General features: G+C 41.7%; 18 protein-coding genes and 2 tRNA genes. 12 read left to right on the forward strand and 8 right to left on the reverse strand.

Annotated features, from left to right (window positions below):
* Window positions 1–441 precede the first annotated feature (441 nt).
* The 9 genes from MSSIT_RS14730 to MSSIT_RS14770 all read left to right on the forward strand — a co-directional run bounded on the left by MSSIT_RS14730 (window position 442) and on the right by MSSIT_RS14770 (window position 7,461).
* A complete protein-coding gene (locus tag MSSIT_RS14730; RefSeq protein WP_048173346.1) occupies window positions 442–1,149 on the forward strand; it encodes an ATP-binding cassette domain-containing protein in 708 nt (235 codons plus the stop codon).
* Window positions 1,136–2,710 carry a hypothetical protein gene (locus MSSIT_RS14735; RefSeq protein WP_231589854.1) on the forward strand — a complete coding sequence of 525 codons (1,575 nt, stop codon included), beginning with the start codon at window positions 1,136–1,138 and terminating at the stop codon, window positions 2,708–2,710. Before MSSIT_RS14730 ends, MSSIT_RS14735 begins: the two co-directional genes overlap by 14 nt.
* Window positions 2,711–3,289: 579 nt before the next feature.
* Entirely contained in the window at window positions 3,290–3,778 is a 489-nt protein-coding gene (locus MSSIT_RS14740) for a 30S ribosomal protein S13 (protein WP_082089026.1), read from the forward strand.
* Between the two features lie 23 nt (window positions 3,779–3,801).
* Entirely contained in the window at window positions 3,802–4,458 is a 657-nt protein-coding gene (locus MSSIT_RS14745) for a 30S ribosomal protein S4 (protein WP_048173347.1), read from the forward strand.
* A 2-nt stretch (window positions 4,459–4,460) separates the two neighbouring features.
* Window positions 4,461–4,841: a 30S ribosomal protein S11 gene (locus MSSIT_RS14750; RefSeq protein WP_011034088.1), complete on the forward strand. Its 381-nt coding sequence runs from the start codon at window positions 4,461–4,463 to the stop codon at window positions 4,839–4,841.
* A gap of 72 nt (window positions 4,842–4,913) precedes the next feature.
* Window positions 4,914–5,714, forward strand: a complete 801-nt coding sequence (locus MSSIT_RS14755) for a DNA-directed RNA polymerase subunit D (RefSeq protein WP_048173349.1) — start codon at window positions 4,914–4,916, stop codon at window positions 5,712–5,714.
* Between the two features lie 231 nt (window positions 5,715–5,945).
* Window positions 5,946–6,033: transfer RNA gene (locus MSSIT_RS14760), tRNA-Leu, on the forward strand.
* Window positions 6,034–6,126: 93 nt separating this feature from the next.
* Window positions 6,127–6,211, forward strand: a tRNA-Leu gene (locus MSSIT_RS14765).
* Between the two features lie 374 nt (window positions 6,212–6,585).
* Window positions 6,586–7,461: a cation diffusion facilitator family transporter gene (locus tag MSSIT_RS14770; protein ID WP_048173351.1), complete on the forward strand. Its 876-nt coding sequence runs from the start codon at window positions 6,586–6,588 to the stop codon at window positions 7,459–7,461.
* Between the two features lie 241 nt (window positions 7,462–7,702).
* Here the strand turns inward: MSSIT_RS14770 and MSSIT_RS14775 are convergent, their stop codons facing one another.
* The 5 genes from MSSIT_RS14775 to MSSIT_RS14795 form a co-directional block, all read right to left on the reverse strand.
* A complete protein-coding gene (locus MSSIT_RS14775; RefSeq protein WP_048173353.1) occupies window positions 7,703–8,923 on the reverse strand; it encodes an ABC transporter permease in 1,221 nt (406 codons plus the stop codon).
* Window positions 8,924–8,958: 35 nt separating this feature from the next.
* On the reverse strand, window positions 8,959–10,392 hold the full coding sequence (locus tag MSSIT_RS14780; RefSeq protein WP_048173355.1) for a COG1361 S-layer family protein: 1,434 nt from the start codon (window positions 10,390–10,392) through the stop codon (window positions 8,959–8,961).
* A gap of 9 nt (window positions 10,393–10,401) precedes the next feature.
* The gene (locus MSSIT_RS14785) at window positions 10,402–11,355 is read right to left on the reverse strand and encodes an ABC transporter ATP-binding protein (protein ID WP_148705726.1); all 954 of its coding nucleotides are present in this window, start codon (window positions 11,353–11,355) and stop codon (window positions 10,402–10,404) included.
* A gap of 171 nt (window positions 11,356–11,526) precedes the next feature.
* Window positions 11,527–12,954 (reverse strand): MATE family efflux transporter, encoded by a 1,428-nt coding sequence (locus MSSIT_RS14790; RefSeq protein ID WP_231589856.1) that lies wholly within the window; start codon window positions 12,952–12,954, stop codon window positions 11,527–11,529.
* Between the two features lie 22 nt (window positions 12,955–12,976).
* Complete coding sequence (locus MSSIT_RS14795; protein ID WP_231589861.1) at window positions 12,977–13,450, reverse strand: MarR family winged helix-turn-helix transcriptional regulator; 474 nt, start codon at window positions 13,448–13,450, stop codon at window positions 12,977–12,979.
* Window positions 13,451–14,086: 636 nt separating this feature from the next.
* Between MSSIT_RS14795 and MSSIT_RS14800 the strand changes: the two genes are divergently transcribed.
* Window positions 14,087–14,854, forward strand: coding sequence for a TolB family protein (locus MSSIT_RS14800; protein WP_231589863.1), 768 nt, complete (start codon window positions 14,087–14,089; stop codon window positions 14,852–14,854).
* Window positions 14,855–15,264: 410 nt separating this feature from the next.
* Here MSSIT_RS14800 and MSSIT_RS14805 read toward each other — a convergent pair whose 3' ends face one another.
* From MSSIT_RS14805 to MSSIT_RS14815, 3 genes are all read right to left on the reverse strand, one after another.
* On the reverse strand, window positions 15,265–15,495 hold the full coding sequence (locus tag MSSIT_RS14805) for a hypothetical protein (protein ID WP_048173360.1): 231 nt from the start codon (window positions 15,493–15,495) through the stop codon (window positions 15,265–15,267).
* A gap of 271 nt (window positions 15,496–15,766) precedes the next feature.
* The gene (locus tag MSSIT_RS14810; RefSeq protein ID WP_052721670.1) at window positions 15,767–16,579 is read right to left on the reverse strand and encodes a hypothetical protein; all 813 of its coding nucleotides are present in this window, start codon (window positions 16,577–16,579) and stop codon (window positions 15,767–15,769) included.
* Window positions 16,580–16,761: 182 nt separating this feature from the next.
* Window positions 16,762–17,613 (reverse strand): hypothetical protein, encoded by an 852-nt coding sequence (locus MSSIT_RS14815; RefSeq protein WP_048173362.1) that lies wholly within the window; start codon window positions 17,611–17,613, stop codon window positions 16,762–16,764.
* A 201-nt stretch (window positions 17,614–17,814) separates the two neighbouring features.
* Between MSSIT_RS14815 and MSSIT_RS14820 the strand changes: the two genes are divergently transcribed.
* Window positions 17,815–19,158 (forward strand): pentapeptide repeat-containing protein, encoded by a 1,344-nt coding sequence (locus MSSIT_RS14820; RefSeq protein WP_052721671.1) that lies wholly within the window; start codon window positions 17,815–17,817, stop codon window positions 19,156–19,158.
* A gap of 313 nt (window positions 19,159–19,471) precedes the next feature.
* Window positions 19,472–20,287 (forward strand): type 1 glutamine amidotransferase, encoded by an 816-nt coding sequence (locus MSSIT_RS14825; protein WP_231589865.1) that lies wholly within the window; start codon window positions 19,472–19,474, stop codon window positions 20,285–20,287.
* Window positions 20,288–20,338: the final 51 nt, after the last annotated feature.

A 20,338-nucleotide genomic window follows, 5' to 3' on the forward strand; every position in this document is an offset into this window, starting at 1 on the left:
ATATAGCTTCTAATACTCAGTTTTATCTTGAAAAACCAATATTGGAAGCTCTCTGAAAAAGGACCAAAATGAAGAGTTCCACTGTACCTGAAGTTTTGAATACTTTTCCTGTAAAAAGCAGGTTAAAAGGATCATAAATACTAAGGTTTTGATTTAAGTTGAATAAATTCTTGTTCGTGAGATTGGTAAGTCTATATTTTGCTGGAACTGGGTGTAAGTTTGTAATAAAAGGCTCTCAATTTAAAACATTATAATTTGTAAAATAAGACTGTGAATAAAAATCTTTTAAAAGCATGGAAGAGATGGGGTAATACAGAATTATGATTGAAAAAAAAGTTAATCTGACAATATCAAGGTGAGAACCCCATTGAAAAATGATCGATTGATTTCAGGCGGGAACGAAAGAAATAAACGGAAACAAACAGAGAGGGAATATTGAAAATGAAACTGATCCTGAACGATATCGTAAAAAGCTTTGACAAAAAAGAGGTTTTGCGGGGTGCGAACTTTGCCTTTGAAAGGGGGGAAATTTACGGCCTCCTCGGAAGAAACGGCTCAGGCAAAACTACGCTGTTTAACTGTATCAATGAAGATTTGAGGATTGACGGCGGCTCAATTCTCCTTGAAGAAAACGGAGTGAAGAGAGAAGTTTGTCCTGACGATATCGGATATGTTCTGTCGACGCCGGTCGTTCCGGAGTTTTTAACAGGTAGGGAATTTTTAAAGTTCTTTCTTGACATCAACGTGAAAAATATTCAGGACATTAAGCCCATTGATGAATATTTCGATTTTGTAAAGATCGGACGCGAGGATCGCGACAGGCTTTTGAAAGATTATTCCCATGGCATGAAGAACAAGATGCAAATGCTTGTAAGCTTCATCGCAAATCCCGGAATTCTGCTTCTAGACGAACCGCTGACCTCATTTGACGTTGTGGTCGCCGACGAAATGAAGACGCTGCTGCGCCAAATCAAAAAAGACCACATTATTATTTTTTCCACTCACATCATGGAGCTTGCGCTGGATTTATGCGACGAGATCGTGATCCTGAGCGGGGGAGTTCTGGAAAAAATGGAAAGGGATGGCCTCAGTAACGAGGCCTTTAAGGATAGGATTATTCAGGCCCTCAGAAGGGATGAAAGTGATTGAAACTTTCCTTACGTCCTTCAGGCTGAAAAACACATATAGAGCCAATGGCATCATCTATTCGCTCAAATCCATCCCTGTCATCAACGGGCTGTTACCGGTCTCGCTCTATGGAAGCCCGGGGCTGAAAAGATTTGCCAATTTTGTCAGCATCCTGTGGGAGCTTGTCTCAATGTTTTTGGGCAAGCTGTTTTATATGTTTATTCTGGTCTTCCTTCTAAAAGACTCAATGAAAACCAGTTCTGCAAACAGCTTCATGCACATGTTTTTCTTTCTGACTATAGCGGGTGGTTTCCTTAACACGCAGATATTTCGCCCCACCAGAGATAAGTATTATGCCATTTTTCTCATGCGAATGAGCGCGCGGGAGTATACGCTTTCGAATTACTTCTATTTCCTTTTGAAAACTGTTGTCGGATTTTTGCCTGCCACGCTGCTTTTAGGACTGCTTTCCGGGGTAGATCTTGCTATCTGCCTTATGATGCCGCTTTTTGTTGTTTCCGTAAAACTGATTTTTACTGCCCTTTCTCTTCATAGTTATGTCAGGACCGGCCATGCAAAAAATGAAAATCAGCTCAATCCGGTTTCTCTGGTTGGCATTGCTGTATCGTCTGCTGCGGCATATCTCCCTCCGTTTCTCGGCTATGCCATGAACGGAGCTGTTTTTCTCGCTTTGTTTGTCATTTCCGCTGTTATGGCTGTGTTTTCCTTTTTTTATGTGCTCAAATTCCCCGAATACCGAAGGATTTGCAAGGAACTTCTCACAGCGGATAGTTTTGCTATGAACAGAAAAGACATGGCTACACGTGCTGCTCAAAAATCTTTACAAAAGAAAATAGACCTTAAGGCAACAAGCAGCAAAAGCGGCTATCGGTATTTCAACGACCTTTTTGTTAAGCGGCACAGCAGTCTGCTGACCAAATCGGCCAAACAAATCACCTTGATTTCCCTTGCAGCGCTTGCGTTTTCCATCATGGCCTGTCTTCTTCTTCAGGAGGCAAAGCTGATAATAAACGGGATGATGCTGACCTTTTTGCCTTATTTTCTGTTCGTCATGTATTTTGTTAATCGCGGAAAGGTTATCACCCAGGCCATGTTCATGAACTGTGACCACAGTATGCTTGCCTACAGGTTTTACAGACAACCGCGTGCAATTCTGCTCCTCTTTACGGAACGGCTGAAATCCATTCTATTGATTAACTTGATGCCAGCTTCGGCAATTGCACTCGGGTTACCGTTTCTGTTATGGTTTACAGGTGGAACGGATAATGCACTCAATTATGTACTGCTGTTTGTTTCCATTATAGCAATGTCAGTATTTTTTTCGGTTCACAACATGGTGCTCTATTATCTTTTGCAGCCTTACAATATCAACCTTGAAATGAAAAGTGGCACCTTTGCCATTGTCAATTCATTTACTTATTTCGTTTGTTATTTTGCCATCGGCAAAGAAGTTCCGACTCTAATTTTCGGCACGTTGATTTCCGTATTTTGCATCGTATATATCGCCGTCGCCTTGCTTCTTGCATACAGGCTTGCACCTAAGACATTTAAGCTGCGGTAATCGCGGCCTTATGTTGAATTAAAAAGAGCAGATGTTGAACCGCCTTCTTATTCTTTTTCAGGGAAAAGATATCGAGAAAGGATGCTTGACAGGTTGTGCGATAAATTGCCTGGATAGAATATAATATTGTATTCTGTTCCTAATATTGTATTCTGTTCCCGGGAGGGAAGGATTTTACATGAAATGCGGGTTTAAAAAGATGCGTACTGCAATGGCCAGGTTAAATAAGTTTATGCCTGACCCGGACACAGGTTACTTTAATCTCCAGAAAAACCATATTCAAGAAACTAAATCATATACTTCGCGGGCATGCATACGCAGAAGGGTCGTGACAATTTTAGCTTAATTTTAATTCTGCATCTTTTCTTCACGTCTTTTCATTATTCAGTAACTCGCTCACCGTCAACTTTCAGTTCTTCCGGACATTCGCTTTCAGAGGAAAAATGGACGCAGATATCCTTATATACTGGCAGCTGCATGTAAAGGAACTCATCAGTATGTGCTGTAAAGAAGCTCCTTTTGAGAGCTGCTCCTGAGTTTTCCGCATATTCTTTGAGGGTATTCGACAGGGGCTACAGGATGCTGTATGCACTCCAATGGAGGAAGTATATGGTAGAAGAAAACAACAACGAAGAACTAAGGCATCTTGTTCGGATTATGAATACCGACCTGCAGGGGGCAAAGCCCGTACAGTATGCTCTTACAGGTCTTCCCGGAGTTGGGAGACGCACAGCAAAGCTTATTGCAAAGGGCGCAGGGGTTGACCCATCTGCTATACTTGGATACCTTCCGGAAGAGGAGGTCGCCAAACTCGACACTGCAATCGGAAAATTTGAAGATATTGTCCCTACCTGGATGCTTAACAGGCAGAAAGACCTTATCACCGGCCAGGACAAGCACCTGCTCGGAACGGATATCTTACTGACTTTCAGGGAAGACATTAACAACCTGAAGAAGGTCCGTGCCTACAGAGGACTCAGGCACGAAAGAGGCCTCAAGGTCAGAGGACAGAGGACAAAATCCACAGGCCGCCGCGGATCAACTGTCGGTGTGAGCAGGAAGAAGTAATTTCTCGGTTAAGGTGATTTGAAATGGCATATCCAGGTAAGAAAAGTAAAACTTATGAGACTCCCAAACATCCCTGGCAGGAAGCCAGGATGGCTGCTGAAGTTCAGCTCGTAAAGGCATACGGCCTCAGGAACAAAAAGGAAGTTTGGAAAGCAGCCAGTATGCTCAGGATGTACAGATCCGAAGCCAGGAAACTTCTTGCGCACGTCGCTAATGTGCAGGAAGGGGAACTTGAAGGCCACTACAGGACCCAGTCAGAAGAAATTCTTTCCAAGCTAATTCGCTACGGCATTATAAAATCCGATGCCGACATTGATGATATTCTCTCTTTAAAGACTGAAAATATTCTTGAAAGGAGGCTTCAGACCCAGGTTCTCCGCCTCGGGCTTGCCAGGACAGTTATCCAGTCACGCCAGTTTATTACTCACGGCCACATTGCAATCAACGGAAGAAAGGCTACAATTCCGGGAATGCTGGTCTCAAAAGAGGACGAGATGCACATCGGGTACTATGGGAACTCCCCTCTTAAAAATGAATCCCACCCTGAAAGACCTGTTCAGGTTGCATCCTTCCTTGCAGACAGCGGAACAACCCTTAAGGCTGCTGCCGAGGCAAAGCAGGCAAGAGAAAAACCTCCTGAGAGAGGCGGCGGAAGGAAGAAGAGAGGAGGGAGGAGATAAACATGGCAGATATGAAATGGGCTGTAGCTCACATCAAGTCCTCATTTAATAACACAATAATCACGGTAACCGATATAACCGGGGCTGAAACCATTGCAAAGTCCTCCGGTGGTATGGTTGTAAAGGCTGCAAGGGATGAAAGCTCTCCGTACACTGCCATGCAGATGGCGGGCCAGCTTGCTGACCAGCTCAGGGACAAGGGTATTAATGGTATCCACATTCGTGTAAGAGCTCCCGGAGGAAACAAGCAGAGAAGCCCCGGACCCGGTGCACAGGCTGCAATCAGGGCTTTTGCAAGAGCAGGAATTCGCATTGGCAGGATCGAGGATGTCACTCCTGTCCCGCATGACGGCACTCGTCCGAAAGGCGGAAGGCGTGTATAAAACGAATTATTCAGAGAATTCTTCAAAATTCTCTTTTTTTAAGGTATTCAAAATTAAGGGGAATTAAGGCATATGACGATGGAAGTAGACATTCTGGAGTTATCGGACAGATCTGCAAAGTTTGTGCTGTCAAAGGTAAGCACGGCTTTTGCCAACGGCATCCGGCGTGCTATGGTCGCCGATGTACCCACTCTTGCAATCGAATATGTAAACCTTTACGACAACACCTCCGTACTCTATGATGAACAGCTGGCTCTCCGTCTTTCCTTAATCCCGCTTGTAACGGATATAGAGACGTATGTGCCTCAGGCTGAGTGCGATGTCTGCGGAGGCGAAGGCTGCCCTGCCTGCGAGGTCTCCCTGACCCTCAGTGCAGAAGGTCCCGTAACCGTTTATTCTCGGGACCTTATCTCTTCTGACCCCAAGATCCAGCCGGCAGATCCGAATGTTCCGATTGTTGAGCTAAAAAAAGGGCAGAAGCTTGTACTCGAGGCTGTCGCCCACATGGGCTACGGTAAAGACAGTGTTAAGTGGCAGGCCGGTGTTGCATGCGGCTACAAAAACATGCCTGTAATTACCATTGAAAACTGCGATGCCTGCGGACACTGTGCAGCAGAATGTCCGCAGGGGATTATCAGTGTTGGAGAGGCCGGAGCTAAGATTGCCGAGGAAGACGTCATGAAGTGTTCCATCTGCAGGCTCTGTGAGCAGGTATGTGACATTAACGCGATCAAAGTGGACTTCTACGAAAACTCTTTTGTTTTTACCATGGAGTCTGATGGTTCATATACTGCTAAAGACCTTGCCCTCAACGCCGCAAATGTGGTAAAGGACAAAGCCGGAGAGCTGCTGGCAATTCTGGACCAGCTCTGAATCCCGGTTCATCCGGGTTCAACCCTATTTTCCGACCATATTCCGGCCTGAACCCCTTCTCACAGGAGATTTCCTGCTCCCGGATACCTGAGGAGTTATTCAGTTTACTGCGGAATCTTTGAATAATTATTAACAGCGTCCTTCCCGACTCGAAACGTTTATATATTATCCCTGATATTGTGAGGAAGTGCAAGGCGCAAGGCGCGCCGGAATTTCACAGGAAAACGAGATGCGAGGGTTGCCCAGCCAGGTCAAAGGCGCTAGGTTGAGGGCCTAGTTTCGTAGGAATTCGTGGGTTCGAATCCCATCCCTCGCACCAGATTTCTTAATTGTGTCAAATTTAAATCCGGTATGTTTTTCCAGAAAAATTTTATAAAAAGTAATAAAGCTCATTCAATTGCTTAATCGAAATGCGAGGGTTGCCCAGCCAGGTCAAAGGCGCTAGGTTGAGGGCCTAGTTTCGTAGGAATTCGTGGGTTCGAATCCCATCCCTCGCATCAAGTTTTTCTTTCTGGGTTGACTATTTTTATAATTCTTTTGTCCTTCTCGAATTTCACTTCGCTACCCGAGTTTATCCCGCTCGACGCAGGAGAGCGGTCTTTCCCGCGGAATAGAAGAAATGGAAGATTCAAAGGATAAATTAAAAATTGTTGAGGATGATTGTGAGCGGGAACGAGAACTAAACGGATAAAGAAGGCAGAAATTTCGTTTTTTTATTTGTTTCGTTTGTTCCGCTTTGTGTGTATTGTGTGTAATAATTGTTTTCCCGTTATAAATTTAAGATTCTCAGAAAAACCTCATGTTCTGGCGTTTTGTTTTCAGTTCCATGCGAACAGAAGGTTTAACAGCAACATAAAAGAATAAACTGTTTATGGGGGATAGGGAAAAAAATGTGGGATTTGCCGCATCCCTGAACATACTCTTCACAATTATAGAAGTGATTGGAGGACTCTTAACTAATAGCCTGGCACTGCTGGCTGATGCGATGCATGATTTTGCTGACAGTTCGGCATTAATTGTTGCGTGGTTTGCAGAAAAAAAGGCAAAAAAACCTGCAACTAGTAAAATGACTTTCGGGTATAGGAGGTTATCCCTCTTATCTGCAGCGTTTGCTACCATTGTACTTATAGTCGGATCTTTATTTATACTGTCCCAGGCAATTCCGCGTCTGTTCAATCCGGAACCCGTAAATGCCGAAGGAATGTTTTTAATTGCGATCATCGGGGTCACTATAAACGGGCTGGGATATTTCAGATTGAAGAAAGGGATTAGCCAGAACGAGAAAATATTATCATGGCATCTTCTGGAAGATATTCTGGGATGGATAGTCCTGCTCATCGGGTCGGTAATCATAGGCTTCTGGAACCAACCTATCATTGATCCTATAATGACGATAGGGTTCACTATTTTTGTATTATGGGGGGTTTTTAAAAATGCAAAGGAAACATTTAACCTTCTTCTGGAAGGGGTCCCGGAGTATATCGACATCGATGAGGTTAAAGGATCCATATTATCGGTCGAAGGGGTGAAATCAGCTCATGATATCCATATATGGTCTCTGGAAGGAGAAACGGATATTTTAACAGCTCATATCGTTGTGGAAGACAAATACCTGACAAGACCGGATAAAATGAGACAGTCTATCAAAAGTAAATTAGAGAAACATCAAATAGAACATTCAACGCTAGAACTTGAAAGTGAAGGATTTTGTTCCGGAACAGAATGTATTTTTGAATTGAAAAAATAATGTACCGGGAAAGGCGATAGAGGCAAATCTCCAATTTCTGAAACTAAATACCCTGCGCCAGTAACCCTGTGCCATACTTTAAACCCGCTTGAGGGCCTTTTGTCTTCCTTTCATGTAATTCTGCTTTTGAGAGTTCAACCTTGAGAACTCAACCTTCGAAAATTAGGCTTGTTTCAAAATCCCGAAAATCATCGGGCTTTAAGGAAGTGTGTGGGTTCCTTTCTTTTTTCCGTTTATCTGTTTATTCATACCTCAATGCATCTACTGGCTTTAACTTCGAGGCCCTGTACGCAGGCACCACCCCTGAGACAATACCTATTGTGACTGCAAGGACCAGGCCTTCAACTATTAGATGAAGACTGACTCCGCTTCCAGAAGTCATTTGCCCCATCATTGCCTGAAGCCCGGATGAAACAAAGGCGCCCAGTGTAACTCCCAGGATACCTCCAACAAAGCCTACCATTGCGGAATTGAAAAGGAAAATCATGAGGATATCCCTGTTTTTCGCTCCAATGGCTTTCATAGTCCCTATCTCCTTTGTCTTTTCCAGGACTGAAGTAAACATGGTGTTTGCAATCCCCACGGCTCCTACAAGGAGGGAAACGGCTGCAATAGCTCCCAGGAAGAGGGTCATCGAACTCGTCATCTCGGTAACGGACTCAGCCATAGACTTTGAAGCGCTTACGGAAAAGTCCCGGTCATCTTCCTGAATAATATGCCTTGAGATCATGAGCTTGTCCTCAATATCTTCCATCAGCCCGTCTACCAGGTCTTCACTCTTGGCTTTTACCGTGATAGTATCGAAGACATCGTCTTCCGCATCGTCAATTATGTTTACTGCCGCATCGATTGGCATGTAAATGCTTCTGTCACCCCACCCCTCTTCCGTAAGGATACCGACAACTCGCACCGATTTCCCGTTGATTGCTATTACCTGATTGACTCCAACTTCCTGATCATAAGTATCACTGGCAACACCGCTTCCTATGACTGCTACATATTTGTCAGACGGTTCAAGCAACCTTCCTGATTGTGTTTCCAGCGTGGTCATATACTGCCAGACCTGGGGATCCACTCCTGTGATTGTCATAGTAGCATTTTCCCCTGCATAAACCACCGGTTCGCTGCCGGAAATCTGCCCGGCTATATATTCGATTCCGTCCAGACCTTGAAGCGCCGTGATATCATCATCGGTTAATTCGACATCAGTTGATGTGCCTCCCATTCCTGGGGGGCCTGGCATGTTTGAAGATGCTCTGGTATATCCTGGGGAAATGGTAATTAGGGTCAGGTCCATTTCGGCAAGTCTGCTCTGCACCTGTTCTTCCATCGCCTCTCCCAGAGAAAGGATTCCAACAACAGACCCGATCCCGATAACTATCCCGATAATGGTCAGCCAGCTCCTGAGTTTACTGTGCAGGAGCATGTTAAGACCCATTTTCAGGTAGGTTGAATTTCTCATCTTGCATCCTTCCGTTTTCTGTGGATGTTGATCTTTCAGTCTTTTGACATCTCATGGACGTATTTCTGCTCTTCGGGCTTTTTGCTATCCGCAGTTATTCTGTTGACTTCAGGCTTCTTGTTCCCGGGTTTTTTCTCTTTTCTTTCCCGTATCTTTTCCTGTATTTTCTTCCGGTACACGAATGCTCCGCCCGCAAGTATTATAACCGCGATATAGGGTAGGTACGAAGTGATGCCACCGCTATTGCCAGGTCTTCCCATCTGAGCAGTCCTGGTTCCACCGGTAATCTCGAGTTCTACTTCCTTATCGACGGTTATTCTCTCTCCTTTTGCATCCGTATATTCAATCTGGACTAACAGGGGATTGTTTTCCACGGAGGCAGCGGTTAAATTTCCTCCTTCAGTACTTGCTTTTGCAGTACCCGGTCCATCTGTACTACCTTCAGCTCCTAAGGCACCCTGTGTGCTCGCAACGTCAAAGGTAGTGATTGTATAGTCTCCTTTCTCAAGGTTCCCTACAATCGTTGAGGAACTCCCCGATACCTTGTAATTTTCCTGGTCCGGAACCGAGACTTTCACTGAATATGCGATGTTGTTGCCCACATTTGCAACCGAAAGTGAAATTTCTCCTTCATCGCTCTCTGAGAAGGAAACGTCAAAGTCGGTTTCACCGCCTACGAAAACCCCTGCTGTAGTATTGATAGTTTGTTCATTTGAGTCATAGTCTTCAAGGGTAAGGGTTATGTCCAGAGTATAAAGTCCGGGATCTGCGTTTACATCTGCCATTACCGAATAAGTAACGGTTACGGACTCCCCTGCATCCAGGTACTTGATGTACTTGGTGTTGTCCGAGTAAACCGGCAGGATCACTCCGTCAGGGTCTTTCCAGGAAACAACCATATTCTTCAGGGGGGAAGTCCCGGTGTTCGTTACGATGAACTCGAGAGTCTCTTCTTTTGCAATATCGATATTAGCCTTGTCTATGGTCACAATCTGAGCATATTCTTTTCCTCTGACCTCGATATTGACAGTTTTTGTAGTGGTGTATGTAGTTGCCGAGGATCCTGATCCGGTTTTATAGGTTGTTACAATGTCTATATCGTATGTATCAGCAGATGCGTTGGTATCTGTCATGAGTTTGAATTTGAGGACAGCTCCCTCGTCATCGTCCTGCCGGGCATTCAGGTACGAAACCGTCTTTACAAGGTTTTCTCCTGAAATTTTGCTGAAAGGATATTCCGGGTTAACGGTGACCGTAATATCTTTTGCATCCTTTGTTCCCACATTCTGAACGCTAACAGTAAGTTCGACTGGTTCTCCTGGGCGAGCATAGTCCGGGTTCTGATTAGTAAGGCTTACCTCCAGGGATGAGGAAGTTATGGCCCCGTTTGATCCTAATGCTGTGCCAGTCCCCAGACATGCAAATGCTGAAATCAGCAGTAAAATTGTTAATAAAGAAAATTTTTTCATTTTTATCCCTCAATTCCTATCCGATTCATTTATTGTACCTGATTCGTTTTTCGTGCGTGTTTCAATTCTTTCGATCTCGCCGTCTCTGATGTACACAACTCTTGTTGCGTATTTTACAAGTTCAAGGTCGTGGGTGACGATAATGATAGTTTTTCTTTCCTTTTCGTGCAGCCCGTCAAGAAATTCCAGGATGTAGTCCCCGGTCTTGCTGTCCAGGTTCCCTGTTGGTTCGTCTGCCAGGATTATAGGTGGATTCACGGCCAGGGAACGGGCTATAGCGACTCTCTGCCTCTGCCCGCCTGAAAGCTGGGAAGGCAGGTTTTTTTTCTTGTTCGAAAGCCCGACAATTTCAAGCAGGTATTCGGCCTTTTTTCGGGATAAATGTGCATCTTCTTCCTGAAACTCCAGCGGCAAAAGCACATTCTCTTCCGTACTCAGCGTGGGAAGGAGGTTAAAACTCTGGAAAATAAAGCCGATCATCTGCCCCCTGATGCGGGCAAGCTCGGATTCCTCAAGTGTTGAGATGTCATTTGAATTTAGGTAAACAGTGCCCTCTGAAGGTATGTCGAGACAGCCCAGAAGGTTCATAAGTGTACTTTTTCCACTTCCGCTGGGGCCGAGTACTACAAGAAATTCCCCTTCGTAGATCTCCAGATCTATCCCTTTTAAGGCTGCAAACTCAACCTCCCCCATCTGGTAAATTTTCCAGACATCAGTTAGTTTGATAAGTGGTTCACTTTCGTCCCTGGTGAGTCTTCTCCTTTCAGAGTTTTTGAAAAACTCGGTGGTTGAACTTCTTTCCGGGTTTTGCAGTTCCTCCCATGAACCACTTTCCTCTGAATCATTTTCCTCTGAGCCATTCTCGGATTCGTCGTAGAAACTTGCAGTTTTTTCGAGCGAATCCATAATTTTTGAGGGATTTAACTTCGTTTTGAAGTTATCTATGATGTTAGTAAGTGTCATGGATTACCTCTAAAAAGCTAATTGTATCCGGGTTTAATTTTTCAGGCCGTGTCTTACCTTTCTAGGGCGGCTTAGTTTCATTTTTTGGAGATTTGGGCTTTTCTGGTTCATTATATTCATCTTTTCAATAAACGGTTTCATGGTACGGTTTGATGATCCATTTCTGAGTTGTCAGATGTGTAACGGTTTATCTGTCACTTCCAACTCCCGGGTAACTTTTGAAGAAGTTATACTCTTTTTGAAAATCCTGTATATCCTGAAAAGCATAAATCCGGAAAGCAGGAACGCAAGTAGGTCTGAAACCGGAAAAGCTGCCCAGACCCCGTTTAAAGCGTAGAAACGGGGAAGAAGGATAACTGCAGGAATCAGGAAGAGAAGCTGCCGACTAACAGAAAGAATGAATGCCGGTCTGGCTTTTCCAAGTGCCTGGAAAAGGGTGGTTGTAACTACATTCAAACCTATCAAAGGTGTTCCCAGGAACATAATTCTTGCAGCAATTTTCCCAAGCTCCAGATATTCCGGATCTGCACTGAAAATAACGAGAAGTTTTTCTGCGAAGAGATAAACGATGAGCAAGCCAAAAAGTCCAAAAGTCGTTGCCGCTACCAAAGCCAGTTTTACGGCCTCGACTATTCTCTCATATTTCTTTGCTCCGTAGTTAAACCCGACAATCGGTTGCAGGCCAAAGGCCATACCCAGAAGGGGCAGGAAGATGAAGGAATTAATTTTCATTGTTATGCCGAAAACGGCAATTGCTACATCCCCTCCGTAATCTGCAAGCGCGTTATACACGAAAATCATCATTAAACTGTTCGCGCTTTCCATTACAAAGGACCCGGTGCCAATAGCCCCGATTTCCTTTATGATTTTCAGGTCCGGTTTCAAGGTTTCTGACCTGAAATAAACAGACCCATTTCCCTTAAGGTAGTACAGCAGGAGAAAGACTGAAGCTACGGCCTGAGACAGTACGGTTGCAACTGCAGCACCTTCAACCCCCATCCCGAAACCAAACATGAAGACCGGATCAAGTAAGATGTTGAGGCCGCCGCCTATAAGCATTGCATTCATTGCAAAGCGGGCATTTCCTTCGGACCTGACAATATTCTGAACAGCCACTCCGAATACAAAGAAAATACCTCCCAAAATTATAATGTTAAGATAATCTCTCGCATATGGAAGGACTCCGGAAGTTGCTCCGAACACTCTTAGAATCGGTTCAAGATAGAGAAGGCAGGGGACGGCTATAAGCACGCTTAAAATTAAACTCAGGGAAAAAACGTTTCCAAGAGTTCTCTCAGCTTTTTTGTTTTCCCTTGCTCCAAGGGCACGGGAGATTATGGAGGAGCCACCTGTTCCGAGGACAATTCCAAAAGCCATTATTATCATCTGGACCGGAAAAGCTATCGAAAGCCCACCAATGGCCTGGACACTTTCCGTTCCATAGGCCAATCCTACAAAAAAGGTGTCGACAACATTGTAGATGGCCTGTACCAGCATTCCTATTACTACAGGAATTGAGAGTTTGAACAGGAGTTTTCCTATGCTCTCTTTTCCCAGAAACTCACTTTTTACTTCCATGTTTTTCGTCTCTGTCTTCATTCTCAGTCGCTATTTACTCCGTTCAATAAGGATTTTCAGATGGGGGTTCAAACCCTGGTTCGAAGAATTTTAATGCAGCTTTACGGGCCAGTAGTCTGAAAATTTCTTTTTCTTCCGGTGTAAAATCCGAAAAAAGGGCATCAATAAAAGAAACCAGTTTTTCAAAAATTACACATCTCATTTCCTTCCCTTTTTCTGTCAGGTAAACCTTGTAAGCCCGGAGGTCATTTTCGTCCTTTTCCCTGTACACATACCCTTCTTTTTCCAGGTTCCGGATTGCCCTTGTGCTTGTCGCTTTGCTTACTTTCAACATTCTTGCAAGGTATTCCTGAGAGATGCCGTCTCTGTGGTATAAAACCATTAAAAAATCATATTGCCCGCTTCCAATCCTGTAAATTTCGAGTTCTTTTGCCATGTACTCTTGATGGATCCGGTAGATGTGGACAATCGGGCCGAATATTTCTCTTGGGTCCGCCATAATTTTTCCTTTCTTCATTTATTGAACTGAAAGTTTTTTTGAAATCAGGTTATTTAACGAATAGTTTCATGTGAAACTAATGTGATGCTTAATTGTATTATGGGTATATATTAGTTTCGTATGAAACTAATATATTGGTGATAATCCTCAACTTTTGGCGTGGGTATCTAACTGCTGAGGATTATTTTATCCAAAATCAAAAATAAGGGACTTATTGATTCTGCCCTCTACACAAATTGAGGAATGGCTGAGACGAAAGTTGAAGGTTAGATTAGTAGTGGAGTGTCTGAAGTAAACAAATGGAGAGAAGATATGGAGAAAAGATTTCTAGCGAAGTACTGAAGTAGTTTCCTGTGTTCGTTTTTCTTTTTTACCCCATATTGCTAATGAGCAGCAATGTTAATGTAGTTTTCCAGTATTACATCCTTTATGGGGATTAATGTGGGAAACAAAGTAATACATCTAGCACTGGCTTTGATTTTTCTAATAAGCTTTACATCAATAGTAAACGCTGGCAAAGAGACTATGATCATAGGTTCGAGGCTAACACTGGGTACATCAATCTATGGCAACATTGTTACATGGGGTGAGACTGCTACTAACTCAGCGAGTATGTATAACCTGACTACTGGAAATATAACCGGGCTAGGACATGTGGGAACTAGTCCATATATTCAGGGTGATAAAATTACATGGTGGGACGAAGAAAAGGTAATTGTGTATAACATTTCCACCGGGAAAGAAATTAACATAGAAGGCACCAATACACCAGCGATCTACGGGGATAATCTTGTGTATGTAAGGTCAAAACATGAGGACTGTCAGCCTGCTTCTAATCAAAATGCCCAGTATAATAGTTTATATTTATACAATCTCAGCACCCATAAAGAAGTTCAACTAACTCCATATACGCATGCTCACTTTGGTTCTTCTATCTACGAAAATAAGATCGTATGGACACAGGCAAATCGGGTAAATTCAAGCGAACGGAGTACAAACATTTCCATATATGACATACCCACAAAGAGAGTAAGTGACATCAGCAGAAGTGGTACAGCAAAAGGCGGCAAAATTTACGGAGACATTGTCGTGTGGGTAGAATCCCAAAACGGATCAATGAATATCTATATTCGAGATATTACCAAGCATGAAACACGTCAGGTCACTTTTGATGGCAATTCGACCAGTCCAGATGTATATGGTGAAAGAATAGTGTGGGAAAGTGCATACAGGGCAGGAAACAACCGGTCAGGTGATATTTATATGTACAATATCTCAACTAATGAGACAACTCGTATTACTAACAGCACTTATGCAAGAGAGCCTGCAATTTATGACGATAAAATTGTATACATAGATTCACGCAGTGATCCGGAATACCGGGAAGAAAAAAACATCTATTTGTATAACCTTTCAGCTTGAAACTTAAGGAAAAAGCCCTTTTTCGTTATAGAACGGGGTATAAAATCAGAAAGTATCATATAAGTGATAACTGGCAGGTTTGGTTAACTAAATGAGAGATTCAATTCAGGACTACCTGAAGTGTCTCTCCCGCCTCTTCTTATGCCGCGCCAGGTGTAGATGAGGTTGCTAGGCCCGGAGTAAAAAATGCAAATCACAGACCCATAACCTGTTAAACTATTTTTTACTCCAAAATGGCTGAGACCGCCACCATGCAAATAACAATAAACAGGTGTATAAGAAGTATGGAAGGTTGTAAGCCGCTGTAGCTTTCATAAAAACTTTAGCTGAAAAGCAAAAGCAACCTCAATCAAACCTTTCAATAACCTCTCAAGGCTAATGTACCCTTCAGTCAGATATAAAGTGTCTTTTTACGTTCTTTCGCTTTTAGATATCGTGTTAAAAGTTATCACAAAGCTGGAAATAAATATCAGAGCGATTATTGCATAATTTAAAGGGTTGTTTATAAACGTACTGGCAAAAGGACTGGCAATTGAATAATTCGCGGTACGCAGCCCGTAGTAAGCTGCTTCCAGAATTACTGCTATAAGCGAGAATATAACTGCTGCTATAAAACTGCGGATGATAATATCAGGATTCATTTTCTATCATCTTTTACAACTGCATTCTGAGATATAAATAAGTTTATTTCAACCTCTGTAAAAATCCTGAAATATTCATTGAAATGGCCCTAGTTTTTAATAAAGGAGGTTAATATCGACTTCAGTTTCGGGAATTTTCTTCTTTATATCGACAACAAGGGCCCTCACCGCTTGCGGCAGCAAGCGGCCCTTCTCGAAATATCTGAAAAAAAGTGTTTGCAAAATAAATTGGGAATATTGGTTTTATTCGACTCAAATTTGATATTGAGCTTTACTTTGTATGTTGAATTTTTAGATCTAATTTTTCATTATACAATTTCAACAGAACATGAATAGATGCAAGGAAGGTGTAAAACATCCAGTCGTACCAAGCATCTTTGTCATAACCTCTTTGCTGTTCCCTATTGTGGTGACGGATATCAAATCCGTTTATTATTTTGAAAAGATCACTGTCGTCTTTGTTATCTAATTTTATGCCAAATTTTCCAAGATATTCTAACACATCACCAAGTGTCCTTACGGCGTCTTTTTTATCTTCAATTGAAGAATTGTAGCGAGAGAACTTTGAAATTGAATATTTTACCCTTAAGTCAATATTTTCAGGATCATTTGTTTCAATATCTTTTTCAACGAGTGTTTCAAAGCCTAAAGGTGAGAGCTTTAGGATTTCTCCATCTTCTGAAAGTTCATATCCTCCATTGTAGTACCTGAGGATATCATTTACCATAGTACGATATACTCTTTGACCATACTTTTTGTCATATTCATACACAACCCCTTCAATTGCAAATTCAGATACACCTGCAAAATATTTCCTACTTACATAATCATGAAGGAGTTCTATAACAGAAAATAGGGTCGATTCCTCATATTTTGCAATATTTTCTTCAATTGGCCAAATGCCCCAAAGACCTAATTTTCGAAAAATGAAAAATTCAGGTTCATGTCCCCAAATTTTTTCACCCCTCTCAAAAAACATATCCTCAGATAATTGCTTATAAATCCGAAGAAAATAACTACTTAAAATTGGAAGTTCAATTTTAGGAATTGAGTTAAATTCTCTCTCAGTGTAGTACTTTTTCATATAATCACCCCTGTTACAGACATGGAAACAATAAATATGCCATTTAACAATGGGCGGTAGGATAAAAATAGAGATCTTGATAAGATATCCGGATTAAAATTCTCGACGCTGCATATGAAATGCAGTTTATAGTGGTGGCAACCACCAACAAATTTGGTGGTGATAAATGCACTGCCTCTTTTTTACAGTTGGTATATAGAAGGTTGTATTATCTCTGCTCCATAAATTTCAAATTTTTGGATTACAGAGGTTGGTAATGGAAAATTTGCCATGGGATTTACGCAAAGAAAGGTATCTTCTTTTATATAACGGCAATTATTTTCCTCATTTTTAGTGATGTAATTACAATAAATTAAAAGTCCGGAAACTCTCTCTTTTACTATTTTGCTCGGATCTATACCAAGCTGTATATATTTTCCCCATAGACAACTAAAACCAAAACCACGTTTAATACTCTCTATTTCCGAAATAGATGAAGGTTCGATAACAAGTACAAAAATACTTGGACGAATCTTTGACAGTTGAGAACTTTCCTTAATAATTTTCCCTTTAAATTTTTGTGGAGGCCTAGTTTCAAACTCCATTATTGTACAATTATCACCTATTTTTTCTTTTTCGTTAAAAGAAAGTCCTTTTCTAATAGGTACCTCAATAAAGATTTCCGTTTCAGCATTTGTAATCTTAATATCTGAAAATCCATTTTGTACAGGGGGTTCAAACTCAAACTCAAAACCCATATTTTTGCACATTAATCCAATTTCCAATTCAGCGAGTATTCCATGATACCTTTCTTTATGCACAAGCCCTTTGAAATGGGTTTCATGCCCTTTTATTTCATTTTTTAATTCATTTAGACATCTTTCAACGTATTCAAGATAAACTAACGAAGAATCATCATTATCTTTGAAAGTTAACTGCTTTGCTAGGGGATGAATATCTTCACTACACTTTTTAAGCTCCGACTTAAGCAAATCGTCGGGAAAAAAATAAGCAATATTAGGGTATTTCTTAACTACTTTTGATACTGGAATCATTTAAACAGAAAATGTTTTTGATGTATTTAACTCCTTATACAATATTTAATCGAAAAATTCGAGTAATTAAGCACTTAAATATGAATGATTTGCCCATTTATCTTTTCAGTTCGCTTATCCTTTGAGTATAAATGACAATGTTTATTTTAGTTCACTGTGGATTAGGGACAAATAAACATCTCATATTAAAGGAAAAAGACTATGACATTAATAGAGGAGTTAAAACAGCTCGGTGATAATGCCAAAAAAGATGTGAAACAACTCTATGGGAAAGTAAAAGTATATCCATTAATTAGCTTACTTTTCATAATCACTGTATTTCTACTAATTGCACTTCCACACTGGCAAGTATCTGGAATAAATGACATTACAGAAAAAGTCATTCAAGAAAATCAGTTCCGTGCAACTCTAGCTCAAATATTAGGTGGTGTTGCTATTGGAATTGGTCTTTACTACACATGGAGGAGAATTGCCATTGCTGAGGAAGACCTGAAAATTACCCAAGAAAATCTAAAAATTGCTCAAGAAGGGCAAATTACTGAACGTTTTACTCGAGCTATTGAGCAGTTAGGTAATGACAAATTGGAAGTTAGGCTAGGCGGAATATATGCACTTAAAAGAATTGCAAATGAATCGAAAACTGACTACTGGTCAATTATAGAAATTTTAACGGCCTACGTTAGGAAAAACTCACCTATAGAAGATAAAAATGTAAATAATGAAGAGGTTGAAGCTCCAAAAAAGTTGTCTTTGGATATTCAAGCAATTCTTACTGTAATAAGAAGATGCAAACCTTCCTTAAATACTGACGAAGCTAACTATTTTTCTGAAGACAATCGTCTTATTTATGATACTAACTATGTTGTTGAAAATGCTAACTATATTATTGAAGCACCCACGTATCTAGATTTTCATGACACTTACCTCTGGGAGGCTGACCTTTTTGATGCTCACTTTCAGGGAGCTAATTTTAGAGGAGCTAACCTTTCGGAAGCCAATCTTTCTAATACTAAATTCGAAGGAGCTAGCTTAGTAAAAGCAAACCTTAAAAAAGCTCGCCTTTGGGAGGCTAAATTTACTGGAGCATTTCTAATGGGTGCTCACTTAGAAGAAGCTAGTCTTTTTCAAGCTAACCTTAAATATTCTTTCCTTACAGGCGCTCATCTTGAAGGTGCTAACTTTCAAAATGCCAACCTTGAAATGACCTTCTTTGCAGATGCTCATCTTGAAGGTGCTCAACTTTTAGAGGCAAACCTTAAAGAAGCTTACCTTTCTAAAGCTAACCTTAAAGAAGCTTACCTTTCTAAAGCTAACCTTAGAGAAGCTAACCTTAGAGAAGCTAATCTTGAAGGAGCTGATCTTAAAGAAGCTAATCTTGAAGGAGCTAACCTTTCTAAAGCTAAACTTAAGGGAGCTAAGAACTTAACAATTGACCAGCTTTCAAAAGTAAAAACACTTTATGGCACAGAACTAGATGACCTGCTTCGTATACCATTAGAAAAAGAATATTCTCACCTTTTTAAGAACCTAAAAGATGAGCCTTGAATTAATCCAGATATCATTTAATTACATCCATTCTTTAAGGATATACCAACTAGGGTATACTTCATATAATAACTCATTATTCACTGTATGCAAATCTTATGAACTCAAAATACCCACTTGTCAATAGCTTCTTAATGTCTCTCATTCATAATTGGTGAAAGAAAGACTTTGATGATGCAATAGAGAAGTTTTTGAGTCATGACACTACTTGGCATAAAAGCTGTATTTGGGAATTTCACATTTCAGCATCTAGCTCTCTATTGTTTTTCTAGGAGTTTTAGACGGACCTCCAGACAACCTAGCGGGACGTTCTATGTTTATTGTTAATCGAAAAATGCTTTCAGAGGCTAAGGAAGTAATTTCGGTATCCGGGGGTGAACGGAAAACTCTAAAAGTTCACTCGCCAAAATTAAACCGATCTCTCATGAAGCTCCATGTCCTCCAGCACTCAGCCCTTAACACCCTCGGCACAATCGAAGAATACGCTAAAACCAGAGGCTACCCCCTTGAGTCAACCCGCTTTTACGAAACCAAAAACCCTCCCTCCCTCGACTCCTTCGACCTTCTCATAATCATGGGCGGTCCAATGGGAATCTACGACTACGCCGAAAACCCCTGGTTAAGAGATGAAAAATACTTCATAAAACAGGCTATCGATGCAGGAAAACCCGTGCTCGGGATCTGCCTGGGGGCTCAACTTCTGGCTGACATCCTCAGCGCCCGTATCTACGAAAACGGACACCGGGAAATGGGCTGGTTCCCCGTAAAGGCGGTCAGGACAGAGGAAAATAAACCAGAATTTCTCAAAGGGCTGCCGGAAGAGATCACGGTTTTTCACTGGCATTCCCGGACCTTTGACCTTCCTGAAAGAGCTGTACATCTTTTCCGGAGCGAGGGGTGCAAAAATCAGGGTTTCATATATGACGGCAGAGTTGTGGCACTCCAGTTTCACCCGGAGGTGCATGAAGAAAGAGTTGAATCCATGATCCGGCGGTTCGGGGGAGAATCGGGAAACGGACCTTTTACCCAGAGGAAGGAAGTGATGGTCGGACAGGAGAAGTATCTTGTCAGGACGAAGGAATTCATGTTTGCAGTGCTGGACAGGTTTGAAAAACTTACTCTTTCTTAAAAGATGTCTGTAAAAGATGTCATTAAAAGAGATCCTTAAAATATGTCATTA

Source organism: Methanosarcina siciliae T4/M, from assembly GCF_000970085.1.
Taxonomy (GTDB): domain Archaea; phylum Halobacteriota; class Methanosarcinia; order Methanosarcinales; family Methanosarcinaceae; genus Methanosarcina; species Methanosarcina siciliae.